Origin of the sequence: Burkholderia sp. USMB20, from assembly GCF_000949135.2 — a bacterium.
In the GTDB taxonomy this organism is placed as follows: Bacteria; Pseudomonadota; Gammaproteobacteria; order Burkholderiales; family Burkholderiaceae; genus Burkholderia.
The window spans coordinates 93,733-120,481 of record NZ_JTAN02000008.1 but is presented as its reverse complement, the minus strand read 5'-3'; the positions used below and the strand labels follow the sequence as shown (position 1 = coordinate 120,481).

Here is a 26,749-nt window from a genome sequence, read left to right as displayed (position 1 = left end):
GCACATGGCCGTTCTGACCCGCGCGCAAGCGCCTTGCCTGAGGCCTCGATGACTGCACTGAATCAAACCCCGCTCAACGCCGCGCACCGCGCGCTCAATGCCCGCATGGTCGACTTCGGCGGCTGGGACATGCCCGTCAACTACGGCTCGCAGATCGAAGAACACGAAGCCGTGCGCACCGACGCCGGCATGTTCGACGTGTCGCACATGTGCGTCGTCGATTTCACCGGCAGCCGCGTGCGCGCGTTCTTCGAGCACGCGATCGCGAACAACGTCGGCAAGCTCAAGATCCCCGGCAAGGCGCTCTACTCGTGCCTGCTCAATCCGCAGGGCGGCGTCATCGACGACCTGATCGTCTATTACTTCACCGAAGACTTCTTCCGCGTCGTCGTCAACGCCGGCACGGCCGAGAAGGACATCGCGTGGTTCAACCAGCTCAACGAACAAGGCGGCTACGGCCTGACCATCGCGCCGCGCCGCGATTTCGCGATCGTCGCCGTTCAGGGCCCGAACGCCCGTGAAAAGGTCTGGACGACGGTGCCCGCCGCGCGCGCCGCGACCGGCGAGCTGAAGCCGTTCAACGCCGCGCAGGTCGCCGGCACGCCGTTCGGCGACCTCACCGTCGCGCGCACCGGCTACACCGGCGAAGACGGCTTCGAGGTGATCGTCCCGGCCGTGCACGTCGTAGCGCTGTGGAACGCGCTGCAGCAAAACGGCGTGCGCCCGTGCGGGCTTGGCGCGCGCGACACGCTGCGCCTCGAGGCCGGCATGAACCTGTACGGCCAGGACATGGACGACACCGTGTCGCCGCTCGACGCGGGCCTCGCGTGGACGGTCGACCTGTCGGCGCCGCGCGAGTTCGTCGGCCGCGCCGCGCTCGAGGCAAACGGCACGCGCGCCGCGTTCGTCGGCCTGATCCTGCAGAAGGAAAACGGCAAGGCGGGCGGCGTGCTGCGCGCGCACCAGAAGGTCGTCACGCCGCACGGCGAAGGCGAGATCACGAGCGGCACGTTCTCGCCGTCGATGCAGGAGTCGATCGCATTCGCGCGCGTGCCGGCGGCCGTCCAGGTCGGCGACACGGTCCACGTGCAGATTCGAGACAAGCAACTTCCCGCGCGCGTGGTAAAACTGCCGTTCGTGCGCAACGGCAAGGTCCTCGCTGCGTAACGACCGGGAGGCGACCGGGAGGCCGCCTGCCGTGAAGCCGGGAAATGGCGCCCGGCGCAACCACACCCGGCGCGCCCCGGCGGCGCGCCAGCATAACGAACACACCCTTTTATCCAGGAGCATCCGATGAGCAACGTCCCGGCCGATCTGAAGTACACCGACGAACACGAGTGGGTCCGCACCGAAGCCGACGGCACGCTGACGGTCGGCATCACCGATCACGCGCAGAGCACGCTCGGCGACATCGTCTTCCTCGAGCTGCCGCAAGTCGGCAAGTCGGTGAACGCGGGCGACGCCGTCGGCGTCGTCGAATCGGTGAAGGCGGCATCCGACATCTACTCGCCGGTGTCCGGCGAAGTCGTCGCCATCAACGAAGAAGCCGCCGACTCGCCGGAAGAAGTGAACAGCGACGCATACGGCGTGTGGCTCTTCAAGATCAAGCTCGCGGCCGGCGCGTCGACCGACAAGCTGATCGACGCTGACGCCTACAGCAAGCTGATCGACTAATTTTCCTTACCCGAACCGCGCGGGGCCGGCCTCGGCCCGCGCGGGACCAGAGTCACGCCATGAAGCTCGAACACCCGGACCGCCTGATGAACCGCACGCCCCTCTCGCTCGCCGCGCTCGAAACGCACGACGCGTTCGCAGAACGCCACATCGGCCCCGATGCCGCCAGCCAGCAGGCCATGCTCGACACGCTCGGCTTCGCGTCGCGCGCCGCCCTGATCGACGCCGTGATCCCGGCCTCGATCCGCCGCGCCGAAACGCTGCCGCTCGGCCCGTTCGCGCAACCGAAGAGCGAGGCCGAAGCCCTCGCAGCGCTGCGCGCCCTCGCGGACAAGAACCAGGTGTTCCGCTCGTATATCGGCCAGGGCTATTACGACTCGCACACGCCGGCCGTGATCCTGCGCAACGTGCTCGAAAACCCGGCGTGGTACACGGCCTACACGCCGTACCAGCCCGAAATTTCCCAGGGTCGCCTCGAGGCGCTCCTGAACTTCCAGCAGATGGTCGCCGACCTCACGGGCCTCGCGATCTCGAACGCCTCGCTGCTGGACGAAGCAACCGCCGCGGCCGAAGCGATGACGCTGCTGCAGCGCACCGGCAAGCCGGCGTCGAACGTGTTCTACGTCGCCGACGACGTGCTGCCGCAGACGCTCGAAGTGATCCGCACGCGCGCGCTGCCGATCGGCATCGAGGTCAAGACGGGCCCGGCGGCCGACGCCGCGCAGGCCAACGCGTTCGGCGTGCTGCTCCAGTACCCGGGCGTATACGGCGACGTGCGCGACTACCGCGCGCTCACCGAAGCGATCCACACGGCCGGCGGCCATGTGGTCGTCGCGGCCGACCTGCTCGCACTGACCGTGCTGACGCCGCCCGGCGAATGGGGCGCGGACGTCGCGGTCGGCAACACGCAGCGCTTCGGCGTGCCGATGGGCTTCGGCGGCCCGCACGCCGCTTACATGGCCGTGCGTGACGAATTCAAGCGCCAGATGCCGGGCCGCCTGGTCGGCGTGACGGTCGACGCGCAGGGCAAGCCCGCGCTGCGCCTCGCGCTGCAGACGCGCGAACAGCACATCCGCCGCGAGAAGGCGACGTCGAACGTGTGTACCGCGCAGGCGCTGCTCGCGATCATGGCGAGCATGTACGCGGTCTACCACGGCCCGCACGGCCTGAAGACGATCGCGCTACGCGTGAACCGCATCGCGGCGCTGTTCGCCGCCGGCGTGAAGCAGCTCGGCTTCGCGACCGTCAACGACACGTTCTTCGACACGCTGACGATCGATACCGGCGCGCGCACCGCGCAGGTCCACGAATTCGCGAAGGCCAAGCGCATCAACCTGCGTCGCGTGAGCGACACGCAAGTCGGCGTGTCGGTCGACGAAACGACGACCCGCGACGACCTCGCCGATCTCCTCGCCGTATTCGCGCAGGCCGCGGGCGGCACCGCGCCGGCCGTGGACGCGCTGGACGCGGGCCTCGGCGGCGTCGCCGTGCTGCCGGCCGGCCTCGAGCGCACGAGCGCGTACCTGACGCACCACGTGTTCAACCGCCACCATTCCGAAACCGAAATGCTGCGCTACCTGCGCAGCCTGTCGGACAAGGATCTCGCGCTCGACCGTTCGATGATCCCGCTCGGTTCGTGCACGATGAAGCTGAACGCGACGTCGGAAATGCTGCCGGTCACGTGGCCCGAATTCGGCCGGATCCACCCGTTCGCGCCGGCCGAGCAGACCGTCGGCTACCGCGAGATGATCGACCAGCTCGAGCAGATGCTCGTCGCCGCGACCGGCTATGCGGCCGTGTCGCTGCAGCCGAACGCCGGCTCGCAGGGCGAATACGCGGGCCTCTTGATCATCCACGCTTACCACGCATCGCGCGGCGAAGCGCATCGCGACGTGTGCCTGATCCCGGCCTCCGCGCACGGCACGAACCCGGCGTCGGCGCACATGGCCGGCATGAAGGTCGTGGTCGTCGCGTGCGACGCGCAGGGCAACGTCGACATCGCCGACCTGAAGGCGAAGGCCGAGCAGCACGCGAACGACCTCGCGGCGATCATGATCACGTATCCGTCGACGCACGGCGTGTTCGAGCAGAACGTCCGCGAGATCTGCGAGATCGTGCATGCGCACGGCGGCCAGGTGTACGTCGACGGCGCGAACATGAACGCGATGGTCGGCCTGACCGCGCCGGGCCAGTTCGGCGGCGACGTGTCGCACCTGAACCTGCACAAGACCTTCTGCATCCCGCACGGCGGCGGCGGCCCGGGCGTCGGCCCGGTCGCGGTCGGCGCGCACCTCGCGAAGTTCCTGCCGAACCAGCGTTCGACCGGCTACGCGCGTGCGGAAGACGGCATCGGCGCGGTGTCGGCCGCGCCGTACGGCTCGGCGTCGATCCTGCCGATCTCGTGGATGTACATCGCGATGATGGGCGCGAAGAACCTGACCGCCGCGACGGAAACCGCGATCCTCAACGCGAACTACATCGCGAAGCGCCTCGCGCCGCACTATCCGGTGCTGTATTCGGGCCCGGGCGGGCTGGTCGCGCACGAGTGCATTCTCGACCTGCGTCCGCTCAAGGAAACGAGCGGCATCAGCGTCGACGACGTCGCGAAGCGCCTGATGGACTACGGCTTCCATGCGCCGACGATGAGCTTCCCGGTGCCGGGCACGCTGATGGTCGAGCCGACGGAATCGGAATCGCAGGAAGAACTCGACCGCTTCATCGCCGCGATGATCGCGATCCGCGAGGAAATCCGCGCGGTCGAGGAAGGCCGCGCCGACCGCGAGGACAACCCGCTGCGTCACGCGCCGCACACGGCAGCCGTCGTCACCGCGAACGAATGGCCGCACGCGTACTCGCGCGAGCAGGCGGCGTACCCGGTCGCGTCGCTCGGCACGAACAAGTACTGGCCGCCGGTCGGCCGTGCGGACAACGCCTACGGCGACCGCAACCTGTTCTGCTCGTGCGTGCCGGTGTCGGACTACGCATAACGCTCGCCGCGCTCCGGAGTCCGGCCGTGACCACACCGCACGCAACCCTCGGTTGCGTGCGGTTTTTGCGTCCGCTGCCTGCCCGATCGATTCACGTTTGCCCGCCAATCCGGCTAACATCACACGCGATCCAGCCAATCAAGGAGTTCCGCATGGTGCGTCCGATGTTTCCGGGCCAGGGTGCCACGCAGGAGCGGCCGCGCACGCGCCGCGTCGTGCCGCTGCTCGTCGCGTCGCTGTCGTTGGCCGCCGGCCTCGGCACGGCCGGCAGCGCGCGCGCGGCGATGAATTTCTGCGCGGCGCCCGCGTTGCAGGCGAGCGAGACGACGCAGGCCGAGCCGGGCGTGCAGGCACTGATCCGCAGCGTCGACGCGCGCATCGGCGAGCAGCCGAAGGCAATGGCGCGCGTGCACACCGAGGGCACGCTGCCGCACGAAGGCATCTACGACCAGAGCGCCGACGCGCTGAAGGACATGGAGCTGATGCGCGACGCCGCGCTCGCGTGGCGCGTGACCAATGCGCCGCGCTACCTGCAGCTCGTCGACCGCTTCCTGTCCGCGTGGGTGTCGACCTACCAGCCGGGCTTCAACCCGATCGACGAGACGCGCTTCGACAGCCTGATCGTCGCGTACGACATGACGGCGAGCGCGCTGCCGGTCAAGACGCGTAACGCGACGGCGGCGTTCATCGCGAAGCTCGGCGCCGGTTACGTCGCGCAGATCGACGCGCAGAAGCGCCCGCTCGCCGGCACCTGGCGCAACAACTGGCAGAGCCACCGGATCAAGCTGATCGCGCTGTCCGCGTTCACGCTCGGCGACCGCAAGATGATGAACGCCGCGCAGCGGCTGTTCGTCGAGCATCTCGCCGACAACATCGGCCCGGACGGCAAGACCTGGGATTTCGAGGAACGCGATGCGCTGCATTACGCGGTGTACGACTTGCAACCGCTGGTGACGGCCGCGCTCGCCGCGCGCCGCTTCAACCGCAACTGGCTGCGCGAGCACGGCGCGAACGGCGCGACGCTCGCGGCCGCGCTCGACTGGCTCGTGCCGTACGCGCTCGGCGAGAAAACGCACGAGGAATTCGTGAATTCGCCGGTGCCGTTCGACGCGAAGCGCCGCGAGGCCGGCTTGCCGGGTTATACGGGGCAGTGGGACCCGAAAAACGCCACCGAACTCTTTCATCTGGCCGCGCGTCTCGACGGGCGCTATGCGCGCGTCGCGCGGCAACTCTCCCCCATGCCGCCCGCATGGCTCGCCGCGTGCCTGCCATTGCAGGCGCGCTAGCATTATTCTTAAAGCAAGGCAGGTATCAAGATGGCAGTCAGCGTGTTTGACCTCTTCAAGATCGGCATCGGCCCGTCCAGTTCGCATACGGTCGGACCGATGCGCGCGGCGCTGATGTTCGTGCAGGGCCTCGAGCGAGACGGGATGCTCGACGCGACGGCCAGCGTGAAGGTCGAGCTGTACGGCTCGCTCGGTGCGACCGGCAAGGGCCACGGCACCGACCGCGGCGTGATGCTCGGCCTGCTCGGCGACGCGCCCGACACCGTCGATCCCGAGACGATCGACGCGCGTCTGGAAGATGTCCGCAAGTCGAAGAAGCTCGCGCTGCTCGGCACGCATCCGGTGCCGTTCGTGCTGAAGGAGAACATCGCGTTCTACCGGCAGGCGCTGCCCGAGCACCCGAACGGCATGAAGCTGCGCGCGTCCGACGCGAACGGCGACGTGCTGGTCGAGCGCACCTACCTGTCGGTCGGCGGCGGCTTCGTCGTGACGGCCGGTGCGCCGAACACGAAGGTGCTGAGCGCGGCCGAGCAGATGACGCATCCGTTCCGCACCGGCGCCGAGCTGCTCGCGCTGACCGAGTCGACCGGCAAGTCGATCGCGCAGCTGATGTGGGAAAACGAGCGCGCGTGGCACACCGAGGAAGAGACGCGCGACGGGCTGCTGAAGATCTGGGCCGTGATGCAGTCGTGCGTGTCGCGCGGCTGCGGGATCGGCAACCCGGAAGCCGACGGGAACCTGCCCGGCCCGTTCCAGGTCAAGCGCCGTGCGCCGCAGCTGTATCGCGCGCTGACTGGCAATCCCGAGCGTGCGCTGCAGGATCCGCTGTCGATGGTCGACTGGATCAACCTGTATGCGATCGCGGTCAACGAGGAAAACGCGGCCGGCGGCCGCGTCGTCACCGCGCCGACCAACGGCGCGGCCGGCATCATCCCGGCCGTGCTGCACTACTACACGCGCTTCACGCCGGGCGCGAACGAACAGGGCGTGATCGACTTCCTGCTGACCGCCGCCGCGATCGGCATCCTGTACAAGCTCAACGCGTCGATTTCGGGTGCGGAAGTGGGCTGCCAGGGCGAAGTGGGCGTCGCGTGCTCGATGGCGGCCGGCGCGCTCGCGGCCGTGCTCGGCGGCACGCCGCGCCAGGTCGAGAACGCGGCCGAGATCGGGATGGAGCACAACCTCGGCCTCACCTGCGACCCGGTCGGCGGGATGGTGCAGATCCCGTGCATCGAGCGCAACGCGATGGCGTCGGTGAAGGCCGTCAATGCAGCGCGCATGGCGCTGCGCGGCGACGGCTCGCACTACGTGTCGCTCGACTCGGTGATCAAGACGATGCGCGAGACGGGCGCCGACATGAAGACGAAATACAAGGAAACGTCGCGCGGCGGGCTGGCGGTGAATATCGTCGAGTGCTGATGCAGGGTCCGGCGGTCATGCGGGTGGATCGATATCCCGCATGACCGTCGGACACAATCACCGCCATCAATCGTTCAGCCAGTTCTCCAGCCGCAATCCCGGATAGCTGACGAAATCCCGCTCGTTGTTGGTCACGAGCGCGACGTCGAGCGACACCGCGTGCGCGGCGATCAGCTTGTCGAGATGATCCCTCTTCCGCTCCCGGGTTGCGTCGCGGACCGGACCGTACGCTTGCGCCGCTGCGACGTCGAACGGAGCAACGGGGATATCGTCGATCAGCGCGGCGAGATGGCGACGCTCCCGCGCAGGATTCGCACATGCGGCGACGCCGTACTCGAGCTCGGCATACGTGATCGCCGACATCACCACATCTCCCGTGTAGCACTGCGCAAATCGTTTCGCGACTTGCTCAGGCTGGTTCTTCATCAGATAGATGCACATGTTGGTGTCGAGCATGTAGCGCGGCATTACAGCTCCTCGCGATCGGCCTGCTCCTGGTCGCCGCGCCCTTCGGCCATGAAATCCGGCCCGAATTTCGCGAATTTCTCGAGTACGCGGGTCAACGGCCGCCGTATCGGTCGAATACGGATTTCGTCACCGATACGCTCGATTTCCAGTTCGATATCGCTGCGCTCGTAGGCGAGGTCGGCAGGAATTCGCACGGCCTGCGAGTTGCCGTTCCGAAATACCTTCGTCGTGTGCATGTCGATCTCCGCATGGATGTACATGGGATGTACATTATCCGATGCGGTCTGCGATGTAAATCCATGTGTGTACATAACATGCGTTCCCTTGAAATCCTTCATCCGCCGCTCGACGCCGACTTGCGGATATCGGGCATCACGGCCACTGCCGTCGCGCATGCAGCACGCGGAGGATCTCGACGATCCCGTCAGCCGGTCTGATGCGATACACGAGCACGTAGTTCGGCGCGACCACCAGTTCGCGCGTGCCGGCCACTCGCCCTTGCCGATACAGCTCTGCACGGGCCGGCAACGCGGCGGCCCTTTGTTCCAGCAGTTCGTCGAGTTCGATTGCGGCCTGCGGGTCGTCCTCGCCGATGTAGTCCATGATCGCGGCGCGATCCTCGTACGCCTTCGGATTCCAGTGCAGCGCGAAGGTCAAGAAGCATCCCCTCGCCTGCCCGCGAGCCGTTCACGCAGCGCCGCACGGCGCGACGCGAAGTCGGCGCTCACCTCCGCGTCGGGAATCGACGCGCGCGGATCGTCCAGCGCCTGCTGCACCTGCTCGCGAAACCAGCGATCGTGGGCCGCTGCCTCGTGTGCCGCCCTCATCGCGGCCGCCCGATCGGGCCGGGTCGCCCGGCCGGCCGCATCCGGGTCGAACTCCGACGCATCCACATCGAAACGGCTGATGCCGATGTCGCGCAGAAAGCCGACCAGCGTTTCAAAGCGGCGAAACACCCGCACGTCGCCGCGTTTGGCCGACAGAAAGCGTTCATTTGTGCCGCAACGAGCCGAGATCGTCCACCCGCTGCCGCAGCCAACTACACGGGCCGCGTGCACGGCGCCGGCTTCGACCAGTTCCGTCAGCGTCTTTTGATCGATCGTTTCGGTTGCCATGGTGATCCTCGATCCAGCTAACCATCCGTTGGCCAAAATTTTACTATTGAATGGCATCCCACTTTATTATTGCTTGGGGTTCGATTTCCCTGCCGGGACAAGCATTCATCCCGACTCCCATCGTGTCCACTTTTCACTCTTGGCCCAGCGCGCACAAGCTGGCCGTTCGGCGAGCCGCACCGGCGAACGTGCAACATCCACGACCCGAGCTCCCCGCGTTCCGACACTTTTCACCGGCCAGCGTGCCGGCGCCCCGACAACAGGCGTAATCTGTACATCCCGCTACCCAGGGAGACGGCAGCCCATGTCGCATTCCAAGGATCTCGAGCCGCGCGCCACCACCGGCGCGCGACTGCTCGTCGATGCGTTGCTCGCCAATCACGTCGAACGCGTGTTCTGCGTGCCGGGCGAGAGCTTCCTCGCCGTACTCGATGCGCTGGCGGACGACACCGCGCGGATCCAGACGGTCGTCTGCCGCCACGAGGCGGCGGCCGCGAACATGGCGGAAGCGGTCGGCAAGCTGACCGGCCGCCCCGGCATCGCGTTCGTCACGCGCGGGCCCGGCGCGACCCACGCGTCGATCGGCGTGCACACCGCATTCCAGGATTCGACGCCGATGATCCTGTTCGTCGGCCAGTGCGCGCGCGAGCACCTCGACCGCGAAGCCTTCCAGGAAATCGACTACCGCCGGATGTTCGGCCAGATGGCGAAATGGGTCGCGCAGATCGACGACCCGCGCCGCACTCCCGAATACCTGAGCCATGCCTTCCACGTCGCGACGTCCGGCCGGCCCGGCCCGGTCGTGCTCGCGCTGCCCGAGGACGTGCTGTCCGACGCGTGCGCGCCGCAGCCCGTCGTGCCGGCCGCGAAACGCGTCGCGGCGTCGCCGTCGGCCGCGCAGGTCGACGAGCTGCGCGAACGGCTCGCGCGCGCCGAGCGGCCGTTCGCGATCGTCGGCGGCAGCGGCTGGACGCCCGACGCATGCGCGAACCTGCGCACCTTCGTCGAGCGCTGGCAACTGCCGGTCGCGTGCGCGTTCCGCTTCCAGGACACCTTCGACAACGCGCACCCGAACTACGCGGGCGACGTCGGCCTCGGGATCAATCCCGCGCTCGGCAAGCGGATCCGCGACGCCGACCTGCTGCTGGTGCTCGGCCCGCGTCTCGGCGAAGCGACGACGGGCGGCTACACGCTGCTCGACATCCCGAAGACGCGCCAGACGCTGATCCACGTGCACCAGGGCGCGGACGAGCTCGGCCGCGTGTATGCGGCCGACCTGCCGATCGTGTCCGGGATGCCGGAAATCGCGGCGCCGCTCGCGGCGCTCGAACCACCGGCGCACCCCGCGTGGGCCGGCACGGCCGCCGACGCGCACCGCGCGTACCACGAATGGCACGCGCCGCTGCCGATGCCCGGCGACGTCCAGCTCGGCGACGTGATGGTGCAGTTGCGCGAGCGCCTGCCGCACGACGCGATCCTGACCAACGGCGCCGGCAACTACGCGATCTGGCTGCATCGCCACTTCGCGTACCGGCACTTTCGCTCGCAGCTCGCGCCGACCAGCGGCGCGATGGGCTACGGGCTGCCCGCCGCGCTCGCTGCGAAGTCGCTGTATCCGTCGCGGGCCGTCGTCGCGCTCGCCGGCGACGGCTGCTTCATGATGGCCGGCAACGAACTCGCGACCGCGATGCAGTACGGGCTGAACATCGTCGCCATCGTCGTCAACAACGGGCATTTCGGCACGATCCGCATGCATCAGGAGCGCAACTATCCGGGGCGCGTGCACGGCACCGGGCTCACGAACCCCGATTTCGCCGCGTATGCGCGCGCGTTCGGCGCGCATGGCGAGACGGTCGAGCGCACCGCCGACTTCGCGCCGGCACTGGAGCGCGCACTGACCTGCGGGCTGCCGGCGCTGATCGAGATCCGCATCCCGCAGGACGCCAGCACGCCGGCCGCGACGCTCGAGCAGATCCGCGAGCAAGGCCGCCGCGCGCGCGGCGCGTGACCATGGAAATGCGCGCCGCGCCGGCCAGCCTCGCGCTGTCGCGCGACGACGCGCTGATGCATCCGGGCACGCTGCTCGCGCCCGACGGCACGCTCGTCGCACCCTACGACCTCGAGCACGGCAGCGGCCCCGCGGAGGATCACGTGCCGGCCGCGCCGGCGCTCGGCCTGCTGCACGCCGCCCACCGGCCGTTCCGGCTCGACTACGGCCGCACGGCGGACGTGTACGTGATCAACGGAATGGGCGTCGCGCTCGGCGACTCGGTGATCGGGCTGACCGCGCTCGCCGCGCTGCGCGCGATGCATCCCGGCCTGCGCTTCACGCTCTACCGGCCGGCCCGCGCGCCGCGCTACGTCGCCGCGCTGTATGCGCTCGCCGCCGACGTCGTCGCGCCGTCGCGTGCGCTGCCGTGCGCCGCCGACACACTGCCCCAGCACGCGCCGCGCATCGATCTCGGCAATCACCTGTACTGGCCCGCTTTCGCGCGACAGCCGATGATCGACTTCTTCCTCGACGCGCTCGGCGCGGACCCGGCCACGGTGCCGGCCGCCGCGAAGCGCAATCGCTGGCTCGCGCGGCTGGCCCTGCCCGCCCTGCCGGCCGAATGGCGGCGGCCGTACGTGCTGTTCTGCCCGAGCGCGAGCACCGCGGTGCGCAGCGTGCCGCCGGCGCTGCGCGCGGCTTTCGTGGAGCGGCTCGCGCGGCGTTACGGGCTGCCGGTGGTCGGCTTCGGCCCCGTCGCGCATCCGGCCTATGTCGACGTGAGCCGCGACGCGGCCGATACCGCGCGCTTCATTGCCTGGGTCAGGGGGGCGAGCGTGCTGTTCGCGCCCGACACGGCCGCGCTGCATCTCGCCGACGGTTTCGACGTGCCGACGCTCGGCTGTTTCACGACGATCGGCCCGGCGCTGCGCGTGCGCGACTATCCGCACTGCGTACCGGTCGCGCTCGATGTGCCGGACGCTTTGCACGGGCTGCATCGCAGCGAGCGGCCGGACGACCTCGCGGCGGTCGAAGCCGCTTACCGGGCGATCGACTGGGATGCCTTGCCGTGGCCTGCGCCGCGTGAAGCGGCGGCTACCGCCGGTTAGGGATGGAGAAAAGGGAGTCGCCCGGATGACCGGACGCACCGCGGCATCCGCGCGCCGCCGCCCGCCTCACCCGGCCGCCACCGTCACCGCCCGCTCGCGCAGCGTCTCCGACGGCCGCTTGCCGAACAGCCGCCGATAGTCGGTCGCGAACTGGCTCAGGTGCCAGAAGCCCCACGCCTCCGCGACGTCCTGCACGGAACCGGCCGCCCGCCCGCACAGGTCGCGCCGCGCGCCGTTCAGCCGCAGCGTGCGCAGATAGGTCGCGGGCGCCATGCCGAGCACGTCCTGGAAACAGTACTGCAGCGTGCGCCGGCTCACGTGCAACTGCTCACACAGCTCGGGCACGCCGACCGGGCGCGTGCGGTGTGCGAGCACGTACTCGCGCGCCTGCTCGACAATCCAGCGCCGTGTCGACGGGGCGCCGCCCGCGCCGTCGTCAGCCGGTTGCGCGCACGCGTCGAACAGCGCGGCCAGCACCTCGGCCTGCAGGTCGTCGCGCTGCGCGTCGGGCAGCGGCCCGCCCGCGGCCGCCGCGCCGTCGAGGCGGCCGCCGAGCAGCGCACACAGGCGCGCGAGCCGCATATCGCCGATCTGGATCACGCGCTGCGCGAACAGCCGCTCGTCGAGCGCGCGGTGTTCGACTTCCTCCGCGTAGCGGCGCAGCACGTCGCCGCGCACGACCACGCCATAGATCGAGAACTGCGCGGGTGTCAGCAATTCGAATTCGACGTTGCCGGGCCGGAACGCGAGCGCGCCGGGGCCGATGCGGCACGCATCGACCCGCGCGGTGCCGTCGCTCGTCAGCGGGATGCCGAACCAGTATGCGTCGCCGCGCACCTCGCACGCCTGCCGCAGCAGGTGGCTGGTCGATTCGCGAAACAGCTTCATCGTGTCGAGCGGCAGTTCGGTCAGCGTGCCGACGAAGCGGCCGGCCGCGAGCTGGTCGTAGGTCTGCCGCCAGCCGATCAGGTTGCGCGCCTGCTCGTCGGCGTCGTGCGCGACGCTGACCACGGCCTGGCCGGCCAGCGCGTCGTCGCCCTGCGCGCTGCACCGCGTGTCCTCGGCCGTCGGCTCGGCCATGCACTCCACTCGTTGACCCATCATGTTCTCCTCACCCGCCCGGGACCACGTCCAACACGCAAGTCCCGTGCCGATCCGCGTTGTCCGGCGACAAGCCCGTCATTCAACGCCGTGCGGCCGATGCGCGCCATGCGGGCGCACCCGGAGGCGGCATGCCGCGCACCGCGCGGGTGCGGCATGCGTGCCGCCGGCCGCTCGGCGACGCGCTACGCGCCCGGCCGCAACCGCACGACCCGCGTGCCGCAATTGCCGTACGCCTGCGCGACCGCCAGTTCGACGATCGGACTGCCCGCCGGCCAGGGCGCCGCGTCCGCTTCCGGCAGATCGGTGCGCAACGTCGCGCGGCCGTTGATCCGGTAGCGGATGCCGCGCACGAAATCGATGAACAGCAGCCCGACGCCGCAGCCGTCGCACGCCAGCGCATCGAGCCGGTGGCCGCCGTGCGCCGGCAGCGCGAAGCGCAGCGTCTTCGTGTCGATCACGCGCACGACCGGCCATAGATCGCCGTTCGCGTCGCGCATGCCCTGCACGATGTCGCAGGCCATGCGCGCCGGGGCCGGGCCGCCGCTCGTCGTGCCGACGAACATGAACGGCTGCGATTCGACGAACTGGCGCACACCGATGCTCAGCCGCGTCGTCACGACGTCGCTCATCCGCTCGGCTTCGTCGGCGACGCCGAAGCGGTGATGCGCGTCGAGCTCGCCCGCGTGAAACACCGGGTGACGCGGATAGGATCCGGGCAGTTCTGACATGCTGGTTTCCGTCGGGGCGATCGGGGTGCGATACGGGCACGATACGGGCGCGAACGCGCACCGGCCGGTGCGAATGCCGACGCCCGTATCGAAGGTCGGAACACGAAAACGGCGAAGTGCCGGACGAACCGGCGCCAGCGCATTGCCGCCTCGCCGCGGACGCCGCCCGACGGCCGAAGGCTGGACAGCCAGCGCCCGACCGCCGCACCTTCCACGGCAAGCCGGCACCGGACGCGTCGCCGTCGTCCGGCACCGGCCGCCGTACCGGGCAGCGTTGCGCTGCCGCCCGGCCGGCCCCGGCACTTCGCCCCCTGCTGCGGCGATCAGAAGAACCCGAGCGCCTCGGCCTGGTAGCTGACCAGCAGGCACTTCGTCTGCTGATAGTTCGACAGCGCCATCTTGTGCGTCTCGCGGCCGATGCCGGACTGCTTGTAGCCGCCGAACGCCGCGTGCGCCGGGTACAGGTGGTAGCAGTTGGTCCACACGCGGCCGGCCTCGACCTCGCGGCCCATCCGGTACGCACGCGTGCCGTTGCGCGTCCACACGCCCGCGCCGAGCCCGTAGAACGTGTCGTTCGCGAGTTCGATCGCCTCCTGCTCGTCCTTGAACGTCATCACCGACGCGACCGGCCCGAAGATCTCTTCCTGGAACACGCGCATCTTGTTGTTGCCGAACAGCATCGTCGGCTTCACGTAATAGCCCGTGCCGAGGTCGGCGGCCGGTGCCGTGCGCTCGCCGCCCGTCAGGCATTGCGCGCCTTCGTCGCGGCCGATGTCGATGTACGACAGGATCTTGTCGAGCTGCTGCTGCGACGCCTGCGCGCCGATCATCGTCTGCAGGTCGAGCGGGTGGCCGCCCTTGATGCGCTCGACGCGCGCGACGGCCTTCTCGATGAAGCGTTCGTAGATCGATTCCTGGATCAGGATCCGCGACGGGCACGTGCACACTTCGCCCTGGTTGAGCGCGAACATCGCGAGGCCTTCGAGCGCCTTGTCGAGGAACGCGTCGTCCTGGTCGAGCACGTCGGCGAAGAAGATGTTCGGGCTCTTGCCGCCCAGTTCGACCGTCGACGGGATCAGGCTCTCGGCCGCCGCGCGCAGGATGTGCTTGCCGACCGGCGTGGAACCGGTGAACGCGATCTTCGCGATCCGCTTGCTGGTCGCGAGCGCCTCGCCCGCCTCCTTGCCGAAACCGCTGACGATGTTGATCGTGCCGGCCGGGAACAGGTCGCCGATCAGCTCCATCAGCACCAGCACCGACGCGGGCGTCTGCTCGGCCGGCTTCATCACCACGCAGCAGCCGGCCGCGAGCGCCGGTGCGAGCTTCCACGCGGCCATCAGCAGCGGGAAGTTCCACGGGATGATCTGGCCGACGACGCCGAGCGGCTCGTGGAAGTGATACGCGACGGTGTTGTCGTCGATCTCGGAGATGCCGCCTTCCTGCGCGCGGATGCAGCCCGCGAAATAGCGGAGGTGGTCGATCGCGAGCGGCAGGTCGGCCGCCATCGTCTCGCGCAGCGGCTTGCCGTTGTCGATCGTCTCGGCCACCGCGAGCAGCTTCAGGTTCTTTTCCATCCGGTCGGCGGCGGCGAGCAGCAGGTTCGCGCGCTCGGCGACCGACGTCTTGCCCCACTTGCGGCGCGCGGCGTGCGCGGCATCGAGTGCGACCTCGATGTCGTCGGCGCTGGAGCGCGGCACGCGGCAGAACGGCTTGCCGTTGATCGGCGACACGTTCTCGAAATACTCGCCCTTCACCGGCGGAACCCACTTGCCGCCGATGTAGTTGTCGTACTGCTGACGGTACGGGTATTCGACGTCGAGGCCCAGTTGTTTCAGGTCAAACGGGTTCATACATGTCTCCTGTTCATCGTGCTTGTGTGAATGCAGCGCCGGTTGGATCGCGCTGCACGGTTTACGCAACATGCGTGCCAAACCGGGCGAAAACGGAACAGGAGCGGTGCGTCCGGGCGCCCGCCGGGGGCGATGCCGGCGCACGGAACACGAGTGTCCCGATTCTGAACACCGGGACGGCACAGCGGGTACGACGGGTGTTCGGATTTTTCACAGCGCAGCTGCGCATGCACCGCTGCGCGCCACGCTCGCCGCATGGCATGTCGCTTGCGTGCGGAACGCGGATCCGCACGCATCGGCCACGCGCCGACCGAACCATGAACCAGCCGGGCCCCTTGAGCGACGATGTCATCGCGTTCATCCATGAACAGGCATTCCTGATCGTCGCGACCGCGAACGCGGCGGGCGACGCCGACTGCTCGTATCGCGGCCGGCAGCCGCGCGCGGACGGTTCGTTCGCCCCGCTCGTCGACCTGCCCGATCGCCGCACGCTCGTGCTGCCCGACTTCGCGGGCAACAACCTGTTCAACACGATCGGCAACCTGCTTGTGAATCCGGCGATCGCGCTGCTGTTCGTCGATTTCGTCCGGCAGACGACGTGGCTCGTGCAGGGGCGCGCGACGATCGACGAAGACGCGGGAAGCCGCGCGCAGCTGTGGCCGAATGCGCTGCGTTATGTGGTCGTTAACGTGGAAAGCGCGCACGCGCGGGCCGATGCGGAATTGCCGCCGCTCGTGCTGGCGTGAGTCGCCGCACCATGCTGTCGTTGCGGCGCGGCGCGCGTGCCTGGGCCGGTGAGGCGCCGCGGCCGCTCGTGCTGGCGTGAGGCGCCGCACCATGCCGTCGTTGCGGCAAGGCGGGCGCGCATGGGCCGATGAGGCGCTGCGGCCGCTTGCGCAAACGTGACGCGCCGGGCGAGTCGTCGGTGCATGAGCGCGCCGGCGCCGTTCCCGATGAACGTGTGCCCGGCGACGCAACGCCCTACGGTCATTCGCGCGCGGGGCCGATCGTCGGTACGCGGATTCGCGCCATCGCAAAATGCCCGGGCGTGCGGTCCGCGATTGTCGACCTGCACGCCCCCGACGACGCCCCGCTCACCGCACACTCACCGCCCGCTTGCTTCCACGCAAGCCGGTTCGGTCCGGCGACGCGCCCGGGCGTCGGTATGCGCCTGTTCGCCGTCATCGCCGCGCGCTTCCGCCACTGCCGGCCGTGCACCGAGAAACGCGAACACCACCACCGCACACAGCACCGTGACGACCGCGAGCCCGATCAGCAGCCGATCGAATGCATGCACATAGCTCGCGAGCAGCGCCGCACGACCGACGCCCGGCAACCCGGCCGCCGCACCGGCGAGATCACCGGTCGCGAGGCGCGCGGCCGCCCGCAGCGTCGCGTCGGATGTTCCCGTCGCCGCCTGCCGCAAATCGGCGTGCGCGAGGGTCGCCAGCACCGCGCCGGCGATCGCTAACGCGATCCCTTCGCCCGCCACGCGCGTCGTGCTGAAGATCCCGGTCGCCATCCCCGCGCGCTCCTTCGGCACGACGCTGACCGACAGCCCGTCCATCAGCCCCCACGGCATGCCGGCCCCGACGCCGATCGCGAGCATCGGCGCGATCGCCGCCGGCCCCGCGCCGCCGCGCAGCGCGACGCCCAGCCATACGAGGCCCGCCGCCGCGAGCAGGAGCCCGAGCCCCGAGATCACGCCGGCCGACAGCCAGCGCGTGAGCGTCGCCGCGACGAGCGGCACGACGAGCATCGGCGCGGAGATCGCGAGCATCAGCCAGCCCGCGTCGATTTCGCTGAAACCGTCGATGCCGATGAAGCGCAGCGGCAGCACGACGAGCAGCACGATGTAACAGCAGCAGGTCGACACCGGCAGCACCTGCACGCCGACGAAGCGCGGAATCCGGAACAGCGAGAGGTCGAGCATCGGCCGCGCGACGCGCGTCTCGATCGCGACGAATGCGCACGCGCCGAGCACCGCGCCCGCCAGCAGCACAACGACGAGCGGATGCGTCCAGCCGCGCGCGGGTGCCTCGATCACGCCGAACGTGAACAGCGTGAGCGCGGCGGTGAACGCTGCGGTGCCGGGCCAGTCGAGCCCCGTCGCATGCGGATCGCGCGACTCGTGCATGCGCGGCAGCCCGAACCCGAGCGACGAGGCGCCCGCCGCCGCGCCCGTGACGAAGATCGCACGCCAGCCACCGTGCGCGATCAGCCAGCCGGCGAGCACCGGCCCGAACGCGAGCCCGATGCCGAAGGTCGTGCCGAGCAGGCTGAACGCACGCGTGCGCGCCGCGCCGTCGAACTCCTGCGCCAGCGCGGCCGTGCCGCCCGCGAGCGCCGCAGCCGCCGCGAGCCCTTGCGCGCCGCGCAGCAAGTCGACCGCGAGCATCGACGGCGCGAACGCGAGCGCAACCGACATCAGCGTGAAGCCGCCGACGCCGATCGCGAACACGCGCTTGCGGCCGAACTGGTCGGCCAGCGCGCCCGCCGCCATCAGGAAACTGCCGAACGCGAGCATGAACGCGTTGGTGATCCAGTTCATCGCGACCGGGCCGCCGTGCAGGTCGCGGCCGATCGCGGGCGTCGCGACCGCGCCGCCCGAAAACGACAGCGGCAGCGCGACGGCGGCCATGCAGACGGCGGCCAGCACCCACGCGCGCCGGCGTGCCGACGTGGCTGAGTCGGCTGAAAACGGGTGATCCATCATTGCTCCTCGAAAAGCCGGCGCGGATGCGCCTCAAGCGCGATCAAGGATAATTTCGATTCAATCACCGAAAAACAATGCGTTGCTCCGTATATAACGGACTAAAATTCCTCAATTCACCGCATCGCATCCGCTCGCCCGACAACGTCGATGGAAAACCTGAACGGCATCGCCGCCTTCGTCCGCACCGCCGAAGCGCTCAGCTTCGTCGCGGCCGGCCGCGCGCTCGGCATCTCGGCGTCCGCCGTCGGCAAGACGATCGCGCGGCTCGAGCAGTCGCTCGGCGTGCGCCTGTTCAACCGCACGACGCGGCGCGTCACGCTGACCGACGAAGGGCGCCATTTCTACGAACGCTGCCAGCGGATCCTCGAGGATTTTCGCGACGCGGAGGCGACCGTGACGGCCGCCGCGCAGCGCCCGCGCGGCAAGCTGCGCGTGAGCCTGCCGGTGATCGGCTACCGGTTCCTGCTGCCGGTGCTGCCCGAATTCAGGCAGCGCTATCCGGACGTCGAGCTCGACCTGGATTTCAATGACCGGATGGTCGATGTCGTCGAAGGCGGCTTCGACGCGGTGATCCGCAGCGGCCCGCTGTCGGATTCGAGCCTGATGTCGCGGCGGCTCGGCCCGTTCGCGTTCGTGCTGTGCGCGACGCCCGCGTATCTCGCGCAGGCCGGCACGCCGCGGGCGCCGCGCGATCTCGAAGCGCACGATTGCGTGCGCTACTGTTTCCCGACCACCGGCAAGCTGCAGGACTGGGCGCTCGCCGCCGACGACGGCACGCCGCTGAAGCTGCGCACCGCGATGACCTGCAACAACATGGAAGCGCTGCGCGGCGCGGTCATGGCGGGGCTCGGCATCGGCTACATGCCCGATTTCCTCGCGCGCGACGCGCTGGACACGGGTGCGCTCGTCACGGTGCTCGACGACTACCGGATCGCGCCGGGGCAGTTCTCGATCGTGTGGCCGTCGAGCCGGCAGCTGTCGCCGAAGCTGCGCGTGTTCGTCGACTTCCTGTGCGAGCGGCTGTTCAAGTAGACAAGTAGACGGACGGCGCGGTCGCGCCATCGATCCTCAACGATCAGCACCAATCCGCGCCAATCCGCCTCAATCCGCGCCGATCCGCTCCGCTTCCGCCTGCGGCAACAGCGCATCGCTGTCGTCCTTCAGCCCGACGCCCGTGAGGCCGAGCCGGCGCGCGTGCGTCATCAGGTAGTGCAGCTTGTGCGCGGCCGCGGCGTGCGGCAGCCCTTCGGGCCGCACGTTCGAGATGCAGTTGCGCAGCGCGTCGTGGCAGCCGACCTTCGGCGCCCAGGTCAGGTACACGCCGAGGCTGTCCGGCGAGCTGAGCCCCGGCCGTTCGCCGATCAGCATCGCGACGACCTGCGCGCGCAGCAGTTCGCCGATCTCGTCGCCGAGCGCGACGCGCGCCTGCGTCGCGACCACCACCGGGCCGATCCGCCAGCCGTCCGCTTCGAGCCGCGGGCACACGGCCTGCAGCAGCGGCAGCGCCTGCTTCGCGGCCGCGAACGCCGACAGCCCGTCGCCGACCACGAACACCACCTCCGGCGCGTCGTCGAGCGCCGCGCCGTAGCCGGCCAGCAGCGCGCGTCCGTCATCGGACAGCTTGCGGCCGAGATCGGGCCGGCGCAGGTAATGCTGGCGGTCGGGCGCCGCGCTCTGCACGCCGAGCGTCGCGAAGCCGGCCGCGTCGATCTCGCGGCGTAGCGCGTCCGCGTCGAGCGGCTGGTGCACCGCGTCGCGCGCCTGCGCGTGCGACAGGTTGAACGCGAGCAGCGGCGCGGTCGGCAGGCTGCTGCCCGCGCGGCCGAGCGCGATCCGCGCGTTCGTGAACGACTTCAGCTGCGCCCACGGGTTCTTTTCGACGGCGTCGCTCATGCCGAAATCCCCATCCAGTCGTTCGCGCCCGCGAGCAGCGGCACGCGCGCGCTCGCGGCGCGCAGCGCGCCGTGCGCGTCGGCGATCTCCATCGTCTCCAGCCATTCCTCGAACTCGGGCGCGCGGCGCAGGCCGAGCACCTCGCGCACGTAGAGCTGGTCGTGAAACGACGTGCTTTGATAGTTCAGCATCACGTCGTCCGCGCCCGGGATGCCCATGATGAAGTTGATGCCGGCCGCGCCCAGCAGCGTCAGCAGCGTGTCCATGTCGTCCTGGTCGGCTTCCGCGTGATTCGTGTAGCAGATGTCGCAGCCCATCGGCACGCCGAGCAGCTTGCCGCAGAAGTGATCCTCGAGCCCCGCGCGGATGATCTGCTTGCCGTCGTACAGGTATTCGGGCCCGATGAAGCCGACCACCGTGTTCACGAGGAACGGATCGAACTTGCGCGCGACCGCATACGCGCGCACCTCGCAGGTCTGCTGGTCGACGCCGAAATGCGCGTTCGCCGACAGCGCGCTGCCTTGCCCCGTCTCGAAGTACATCAGGTTGTTGCCGACGGTGCCGCGCTTGAGCGACAACGCGGCCTCGCGCGCTTCGCCGAGCAGCGCGAGCGAGATCCCGAAGCTCGCGTTCGCCTTCTCGGTGCCCGCGATCGACTGGAACACCAGGTCGACCGGCGCGCCCTTCTCGATCGCCGCGATCGTGTTGGTCACGTGCGTGAGCACGCACGACTGCGTCGGCACGCCGTAGCGTTCGCGGAACCCGTCGATCATCGCGAGCAGCTTCACGATCGCCGCGAGGCTGTCGGTCGCCGGGTTGATGCCGATCATCGCGTCGCCGCAGCCGTACATCAGCCCGTCGAGCATCGACGCGGCAATGCCCTTCACGTCGTCGGTCGGATGGTTCGGCTGCAGCCGCACCGACATCCGGCCGGCCAGCCCGACCGTGTTGCGAAAGCGCGTGACGACGCGGCGCTTGCGCGCGGCCGCGATCAGGTCCTGGTTGCGCATCAGCTTCGACACCGCCGCGACCATCTCGGGCGTGAGGCCCGGCGCGATCCGTTCGAGCGCGGCGCCGTCGGCCGCGGGCGACAGCAGCCAGTTGCGGAAGTCGCCGACGGTGAGATGCGAGATCTCCGCGAACGCGGCCGCGTCGTGATCGTCGAGGATCAGGCGCGTGACCTCGTCGTGTTCGTACGGAATCAGCGCTTCGTTCAGGAACGCCTTCAGCGGCACGCCCGCGAGCGCGATCTTCGCGGCCACGCGCTCCTCCTCGCTCGCCGCCGCGACGCCGGCGAGCTGGTCGCCCGAGCGCAGCGGGCTCGCCTTCGCGAGCAGCGTCTTCAGGTCCGCGAAACGGTACGTGCGCGGACCGATCGTCTCCGTGTAGGACATCGTTCGAATCTCCTTGCCAGTCCTTGCCTTGCCTGACGCCGACGGCGCGCCCGTTCGACGGGGCGCGCCGCATGCCGTCACGAACGGCCGTTCGGGTCGGCCATCCTCATTCCCCGAGCAGCGCGTCGCCCGGTGCGCTCGCACGCTGCGAACGGGTCGCGAGGAAGTACGCGTAGCCGAGCGCGAGGAACGCGATGAACACCATCGCCACCAGCCCGTTGAAGTACACCATCGTCGCAAGGCAAATCAGGGCTGCAACGATCGCGAACGCCGGGAAGAACGGGTACAGCGGCGCGCGGAACGGACGCTCCAGGTTCGGCTGCGAGCGGCGCAGCTTGAACAGCGCCGCCATGCTTACGATATACATCACGATCGCGCCGAACACCGACATCGTCACGATGTTCGCGGTGAGCGTCTGGCCGCCGAACTGGATCAGCTCGTCGCTGTAGATCGCGGCGATGCCGACCACGCCGCCCGCGAGAATCGCGCGATGCGGTGTCTTGAAGCGCGGATGCACCTTGCCGAGCCACTCCGGCAGATAACCTTCGCGGGCCAGCGCGAAGATCTGGCGCGAATAGCCGAGGATGATCCCGTGGAACGACGCGACGAGCCCGAACAGCCCGAGCCACACGAGCATGTGCATCCAGCCGCTGTTCGCGCCGACGATGTACTTCATCGCCTGCGGCAGCGGGTCGTTGATGTTCGCGAGCTTGGTCCAGTCGCCCGCGCCGCCGGCGAACACCATCACGCCGATCGCGAGCGTGACGAGCGTCAGGATGCCGGCCACGTACGCGATCGGGATCGAGCGCTTCGGGTTCTTCGCCTCCTCGGCGGCCATCGCGACGCCTTCGATCGCGAGGAAGAACCAGATCGCGAACGGGATCGCGGCGAACATGCCGTGGAATGCGCCGACGCTGAAATGATCGGCACCCGACCAGCCGCCCTTCATGAAGTTGCTCCACGCGAAGCCCGGCGACACGACGCCCATGAACACCAGCAGCTCGAAGATCGCGAACAGCGTGACGACCAGCTCGAACGTCGCGGCAATCTGCACGCCGACGATGTTCAGCGCCATGAACACGAGATACGCGCCCATCGCCGCGTGTTTCGGTTCGAGCCCCGGAAACTGCACGTGCAGGTACGCGCCGATCGCGAGCGCGATCGCGGGCGGCGCGAACACGAACTCGACGAGCGTCGCCGCGCCGGCGAGATAGCCGCCCGCCGGGCCGAACGCGCGGCGCGCATACGCGAACGGGCCGCCCGCGTGCGGGATCGACGTCGTCAGCTCGGTGAAGCTGAAGATGAAGGTGGTGTACATCGCCGCGACGAACAGCGCGGTGACGACGAAACCCAGCGTGCCGGCGCTCGCCCAGCCGTAGCTCCAGCCGAAGTATTCGCCTGAAATCACGAGGCCAACCGCGATGCCCCACAGTTGCCAGGTCCCGAGCGTCTGCTGCAGCGCGGGCTGGCCGGACGACTTGGCGCCGGCGGCGGGCCGGCCATTCGACTCTGCTTTCATCGGATTCTCCTGAAAGGCGCCGGCCTGCGGGCCCGCGCGACTGAGAATCGATGCTAGAGAGTCATTAAACGACGTGTTATCGAAATTCGGCAAAGATGACGGCTGACGTTTCGCTGACGGCAACGGTGGGCGGTGGGCGGCTCTCCACGAGCGTCATGCACACACCGTCCGGCCGCGCGAAGCGGCCGGACGGCCGACGCGTCACCGGCGTTACTGACCGCCGCCGCGCTGGTTGAACCAGCGGTCGAGCAGCTTGCCGGCCGCCTCGCGGCCGCCGAGGCCGAACGACAGCGCGACCGCCACCGCGATCGCACCGAGCACGAGGCCGAATGCGAGCTGCACGATCTCGTTGGCGATGCCCATCGCGCGCAGCCCCATCGCGAACACCAGGCCGAGGATCGCGAACTGCGCGATCCGTGCGAACAGCACGCTGTGCTCGCGGTCGGCCTGCTCGATCACGCGGCGCGCGAGGCCCGCGAGCCACACGCCGATCACGAGGATCACGCCGCCCGTCAGCACATGGCCGCCGAATTCGATGAACAGCGTGACGACGTCGCGCACCTGCGTGAAGCCGAGCCGGTTCGCGGCCTCCACCGACGCGAACAGCATCGCGAAGAACACGATCAGCCGCGCGACCAGCACCGACGGCTGCAGGATCCCCGAGAACACGCGCTCGACGCCGAGCACGGCCGGCAGCCCGTCGGCGCCGGCGGCTTCCAGCAGCTTCTGCGCGAGCGACGCGACGAAGCGCGCGAAATAGAACGTGACGAGCACGATCACGATCGCCGCGACGATGTCGGGCACCGCGCCGAGGAACTGGTTCAGCATGTTGGTGGCGGGAATCGAGATTGCGTCGATCTTCAGCGCGTCGAGCGCGGAGATCAGCGTCGGCACGAACACGAACACGTAGACGATGGTGCCGATCAGGCTCGACACGCGCACCGGCGTCGGGCTGTCGAGACCCTGCGTGAGGCGATCGGCGCCGGCGGCAACCAGCAGGTTCGTCACGAGGCCGCGCAGCACGCGCGCGACGACCCAGCCGACGAAGCCGATCACCGCGGCCGCGAACAGGTTCGGCACGATCGCGAGCAGCCTGTCGACCATCCCCTGCACCGGCGACAGCAGGCCGGACAGCGCGAACGACGCGAGAATCGCCGGCAGGAACATCAGGATCACGAGCCAGAACAGCACGTCGCCCAGATAGCCGCTCATCGGCTGCATGCCCGCGCTTTCGGACAGCTTGTCGTCGACCTTGCTCGCCTTCAGCGCACGGTTCGCGAGGCTGCGCAAGAGCGACGCGATCAGCCACGCGATCAGCGTCAGCGCCGCGCCGCCGATCAGGTTCGGCAGGTAGTTGACGATGTGGGTGACGAGCAGCGAGAACGGATTGGACACCGCGTACAGGTTGAGCACGTTGAAGATGCCCACCGCGGTGACGAGCAGTACGAGCCAGAACAGCCCGCCGGCGATGATCCGCTCGACGCACGCGCCCTGGCCGGTGCTTTCGTTGATCCGCTGATCGACCTTCAGCGCGTTGAGCAGCCGGAGCGCGCCGGCCCGCACCGCGACGGCGATCAGCCAGCCGATCACCAGGATGCCGATCGCGCCGGCAATCTTCGGCAGGTATCCGCCTAGCGTGGTCTGCAGCGACGTGATGAAGCTGGAAGCATCCATTTCTTCTTCTCCCGAAAAACGTGGCGTTGCGATTGAACATCGACGAACTACCTGCGTACTTCGAAAACCGTGCGTTGCCGCCCCAAGCAACTTACCCGAGAAAAATGACGCGATCACCCGATTTCACCGTCTTTAACTTTAGACATATCTCGACGGGGACGAGACCCCATTTCGGCGAAATTAAAAAGGGGCGGATTTTGTTGGCCTACGCATCTCCGCAAGATTTATCAATCGGCGGCGTGCTACCGTGACGTCGATTCCTGCCGGGGGACGTACGCATGACCGTCGACACGAAAGCCGAAACGCCCGCGTGGGCCCGCTATGCAGCACGCATCGCGCGCGTTCACGACCACATCCGCACGCACCTCGACGACACGCTCGACCTGAACCGGCTCGCCGACATCGCGTGCCTGTCGCCGTATCACTGGCAGCGCGTCTATCGCGCGCTGTACGGCGAGTCGATCGTGCTGACGGTGCGGCGGATGCGGATCGTGCGCGCATCGGAGGACCTCGTCTGCACGGCGCTGCCGCTCGACGCGATCGCCCGGCGCGCCGGCTACGGTTCGACGCACGCGTTCGCACGCGCATTTCGGGATGCTTACGGCGTGCCGCCCGCGCAGCACCGGCGCGCCGGGGTCCACCGGCCGATCTATCCGTTACAGCGAGGAGAGGAAGACATGTTCAAGCATGAAGTCGAGATCCGGCGGCAGCCGGAATTGCGCGGTTATGCGGTGGCGCATACGGGCGCTTACCTGAAGGTCGGCGACGCGTTCGGGCAGATCGGCGCGTGGATCGGGCAGCACGGGTTGATCGGCCCCGGCGCGAAGATGATCGGGATCTTCTACGACGATCCGGATACCACGCCCGAAGCGCAATTGCGAGCGAAAGCGTGCTTCGTGCCTGCCGACGGCGCGCCGGACGTCGAGCCGACGCCGCCGGTCGAGCGCGTCACGATCGCGGGCGGCGAGTATGCGGTGCTGCTGCATACCGGGCCGTATGCGGACCTCAAGACCGCTTACCAGTGGCTGTATGGCGACTGGCTGCGTCACTCGGGCCGCGAAGCCGCCGATGCGCCGCCGTTCGAGCTGTATCTGAATACGCCGATGGATGCGGCGCCGGCCGACCTACGCACCGAGATTCATTTGCCGCTGCGTTGAGCGGCAGGTCCCGGGTTCGGGGGGGCGGGGGTCGGGGTTCGGGGCTCGGGGCTCGGGGCTCGGGGCTCGGAACTCGGAACTCGGAACTCGGAACTCGGAACTCGGAACTCGGAACTCGGAACTCGGAACTCGGAACTCGGAACTCGGAACTCGGAACTCGGAACTCGGAGACTCGGAGACTCGGAAGCTCGCTCGGAGCGAGCCCGCACGCCGTGGCCCGGCGACGCCCGTTGCAGGCGCCACGCCGCCCTTGGAGATCGGCCGTCACGCCGGCATCGAGGCCGACGCTCGAGCCTTACCCGGCCTGCGTGCCGCAGCCCGGACAGAAGCGCGCGTCAGCGGCCAGCGCCGCGTGGCAGCGGCTGCATGCCTTGCCCCGCTGCGCTACACCACACTGCGCGCAGAATCGCGCATCCGCCGCGTTGATGGCGCCGCAGCCCGCACAGGCGAGCTGACGCAGCGGCACGTTGCTGCCCGGGCCGCCCTGCGCGTCGGCCGACGGCTGCCAGCCCCAGCCGTGACGATCGCGGCCGCGCGCATCGTGGCCGCCATGGCCTTCCCGGCCCGCTCCGCCATGATGCTCGCCGCTACCGTGGCCGCTTCCATGCCCACCGCCATGACCGCCGCCGTGGCCACCCAGGATCCGTTTCAGAAAGCTCATCGCCC

23 protein-coding genes are annotated in these 26,749 nt (G+C 69.0%); 10 read left to right on the top strand and 13 right to left on the bottom strand.

Features of this window, described 5'->3' with window-relative positions; genetic code table 11:
- The first annotated feature begins 48 nt into the window (after nt 1–48).
- From gcvT to PL79_RS11060, 5 genes are all read left to right on the top strand, one after another.
- The gene (gene gcvT / locus PL79_RS11080) at nt 49–1,167 is read left to right on the top strand and encodes a glycine cleavage system aminomethyltransferase GcvT (RefSeq protein WP_044848373.1); all 1,119 of its coding nucleotides are present in this window, start codon (nt 49–51) and stop codon (nt 1,165–1,167) included.
- Nucleotides 1,168–1,293: 126 nt separating this feature from the next.
- Nucleotides 1,294–1,674, top strand: a complete 381-nt coding sequence (gene gcvH, locus PL79_RS11075; protein WP_044848374.1) for a glycine cleavage system protein GcvH — start codon at nt 1,294–1,296, stop codon at nt 1,672–1,674.
- 59 nt (nt 1,675–1,733) lie between these two features.
- Nucleotides 1,734–4,661 (top strand): aminomethyl-transferring glycine dehydrogenase, encoded by a 2,928-nt coding sequence (gcvP, locus tag PL79_RS11070; protein ID WP_044848375.1) that lies wholly within the window; start codon nt 1,734–1,736, stop codon nt 4,659–4,661.
- Nucleotides 4,662–4,813: 152 nt separating this feature from the next.
- Complete coding sequence (locus tag PL79_RS11065; RefSeq protein ID WP_044848376.1) at nt 4,814–5,947, top strand: alginate lyase family protein; 1,134 nt, start codon at nt 4,814–4,816, stop codon at nt 5,945–5,947.
- A 30-nt stretch (nt 5,948–5,977) separates the two neighbouring features.
- On the top strand, nt 5,978–7,366 hold the full coding sequence (locus tag PL79_RS11060; RefSeq protein ID WP_044848377.1) for an L-serine ammonia-lyase: 1,389 nt from the start codon (nt 5,978–5,980) through the stop codon (nt 7,364–7,366).
- A gap of 66 nt (nt 7,367–7,432) precedes the next feature.
- Here PL79_RS11060 and PL79_RS11055 read toward each other — a convergent pair whose 3' ends face one another.
- The 4 genes from PL79_RS11055 to PL79_RS11040 form a co-directional block, all read right to left on the bottom strand.
- Complete coding sequence (locus tag PL79_RS11055) at nt 7,433–7,834, bottom strand: type II toxin-antitoxin system VapC family toxin (RefSeq protein WP_044848378.1); 402 nt, start codon at nt 7,832–7,834, stop codon at nt 7,433–7,435.
- Entirely contained in the window at nt 7,834–8,070 is a 237-nt protein-coding gene (gene vapB / locus PL79_RS11050) for a type II toxin-antitoxin system VapB family antitoxin (RefSeq protein WP_044848395.1), read from the bottom strand. The genes PL79_RS11055 and vapB overlap by 1 nt, the downstream gene beginning before the upstream one ends.
- Before the next feature lie 136 nt (nt 8,071–8,206).
- The gene (locus PL79_RS11045) at nt 8,207–8,491 is read right to left on the bottom strand and encodes a type II toxin-antitoxin system RelE/ParE family toxin (RefSeq protein ID WP_044848379.1); all 285 of its coding nucleotides are present in this window, start codon (nt 8,489–8,491) and stop codon (nt 8,207–8,209) included.
- On the bottom strand, nt 8,488–8,949 hold the full coding sequence (locus PL79_RS11040) for an antitoxin PaaA2 family protein (RefSeq protein WP_044848380.1): 462 nt from the start codon (nt 8,947–8,949) through the stop codon (nt 8,488–8,490). Before PL79_RS11040 ends, PL79_RS11045 begins: the two co-directional genes overlap by 4 nt.
- 304 nt (nt 8,950–9,253) lie before the next feature.
- On the opposite strand from PL79_RS11040, the gene PL79_RS11030 reads away from it, so the two are divergent.
- Together PL79_RS11030 and PL79_RS11025 are read left to right on the top strand one after the other, a co-directional pair.
- A complete protein-coding gene (locus tag PL79_RS11030) occupies nt 9,254–10,957 on the top strand; it encodes a thiamine pyrophosphate-binding protein (RefSeq protein WP_044848381.1) in 1,704 nt (567 codons plus the stop codon).
- A gap of 2 nt (nt 10,958–10,959) precedes the next feature.
- A complete protein-coding gene (locus tag PL79_RS11025) occupies nt 10,960–12,048 on the top strand; it encodes a glycosyltransferase family 9 protein (RefSeq protein WP_135801033.1) in 1,089 nt (362 codons plus the stop codon).
- A gap of 66 nt (nt 12,049–12,114) precedes the next feature.
- Here PL79_RS11025 and PL79_RS11020 read toward each other — a convergent pair whose 3' ends face one another.
- From PL79_RS11020 to exaC, 3 genes are all read right to left on the bottom strand, one after another.
- Entirely contained in the window at nt 12,115–13,149 is a 1,035-nt protein-coding gene (locus tag PL79_RS11020) for a helix-turn-helix domain-containing protein (protein WP_044848383.1), read from the bottom strand.
- A gap of 185 nt (nt 13,150–13,334) precedes the next feature.
- On the bottom strand, nt 13,335–13,880 hold the full coding sequence (locus tag PL79_RS11015) for a hypothetical protein (RefSeq protein ID WP_044848384.1): 546 nt from the start codon (nt 13,878–13,880) through the stop codon (nt 13,335–13,337).
- Nucleotides 13,881–14,203: 323 nt separating this feature from the next.
- Nucleotides 14,204–15,730, bottom strand: a complete 1,527-nt coding sequence (gene exaC / locus PL79_RS11010; protein ID WP_044848385.1) for an acetaldehyde dehydrogenase ExaC — start codon at nt 15,728–15,730, stop codon at nt 14,204–14,206.
- A 317-nt stretch (nt 15,731–16,047) separates the two neighbouring features.
- Between exaC and PL79_RS11005 the strand changes: the two genes are divergently transcribed.
- Nucleotides 16,048–16,476 carry a pyridoxamine 5'-phosphate oxidase family protein gene (locus tag PL79_RS11005; RefSeq protein WP_044848386.1) on the top strand — a complete coding sequence of 143 codons (429 nt, stop codon included), beginning with the start codon at nt 16,048–16,050 and terminating at the stop codon, nt 16,474–16,476.
- A gap of 359 nt (nt 16,477–16,835) precedes the next feature.
- Here PL79_RS11005 and PL79_RS11000 read toward each other — a convergent pair whose 3' ends face one another.
- Nucleotides 16,836–18,443 carry an MFS transporter gene (locus PL79_RS11000; RefSeq protein ID WP_044848387.1) on the bottom strand — a complete coding sequence of 536 codons (1,608 nt, stop codon included), beginning with the start codon at nt 18,441–18,443 and terminating at the stop codon, nt 16,836–16,838.
- A 150-nt stretch (nt 18,444–18,593) separates the two neighbouring features.
- On the opposite strand from PL79_RS11000, the gene PL79_RS10995 reads away from it, so the two are divergent.
- Entirely contained in the window at nt 18,594–19,478 is an 885-nt protein-coding gene (locus tag PL79_RS10995) for a LysR family transcriptional regulator (protein WP_044848388.1), read from the top strand.
- A 69-nt stretch (nt 19,479–19,547) separates the two neighbouring features.
- On the opposite strand, the gene eutC is transcribed toward PL79_RS10995, so the two are convergent.
- The 4 genes from eutC to PL79_RS10970 form a co-directional block, all read right to left on the bottom strand.
- Nucleotides 19,548–20,339 (bottom strand): ethanolamine ammonia-lyase subunit EutC, encoded by a 792-nt coding sequence (eutC, locus tag PL79_RS10990; RefSeq protein ID WP_044848389.1) that lies wholly within the window; start codon nt 20,337–20,339, stop codon nt 19,548–19,550.
- Nucleotides 20,336–21,733 carry an ethanolamine ammonia-lyase subunit EutB gene (locus tag PL79_RS10985; protein ID WP_044848390.1) on the bottom strand — a complete coding sequence of 466 codons (1,398 nt, stop codon included), beginning with the start codon at nt 21,731–21,733 and terminating at the stop codon, nt 20,336–20,338. Before PL79_RS10985 ends, eutC begins: the two co-directional genes overlap by 4 nt.
- Nucleotides 21,734–21,839: 106 nt before the next feature.
- Nucleotides 21,840–23,252, bottom strand: a complete 1,413-nt coding sequence (eat, locus tag PL79_RS10980) for an ethanolamine permease (protein WP_044848391.1) — start codon at nt 23,250–23,252, stop codon at nt 21,840–21,842.
- Nucleotides 23,253–23,462: 210 nt separating this feature from the next.
- The gene (locus PL79_RS10970; RefSeq protein WP_044848392.1) at nt 23,463–24,926 is read right to left on the bottom strand and encodes a mechanosensitive ion channel; all 1,464 of its coding nucleotides are present in this window, start codon (nt 24,924–24,926) and stop codon (nt 23,463–23,465) included.
- A 278-nt stretch (nt 24,927–25,204) separates the two neighbouring features.
- On the opposite strand from PL79_RS10970, the gene PL79_RS10965 reads away from it, so the two are divergent.
- The gene (locus PL79_RS10965; protein ID WP_044848393.1) at nt 25,205–26,083 is read left to right on the top strand and encodes an AraC family transcriptional regulator; all 879 of its coding nucleotides are present in this window, start codon (nt 25,205–25,207) and stop codon (nt 26,081–26,083) included.
- A 295-nt stretch (nt 26,084–26,378) separates the two neighbouring features.
- Here PL79_RS10965 and PL79_RS10960 read toward each other — a convergent pair whose 3' ends face one another.
- Nucleotides 26,379–26,744, bottom strand: coding sequence for a zinc ribbon domain-containing protein (locus PL79_RS10960; RefSeq protein WP_044849056.1), 366 nt, complete (start codon nt 26,742–26,744; stop codon nt 26,379–26,381).
- Between the last annotated feature and the right edge of the window lie 5 nt (nt 26,745–26,749).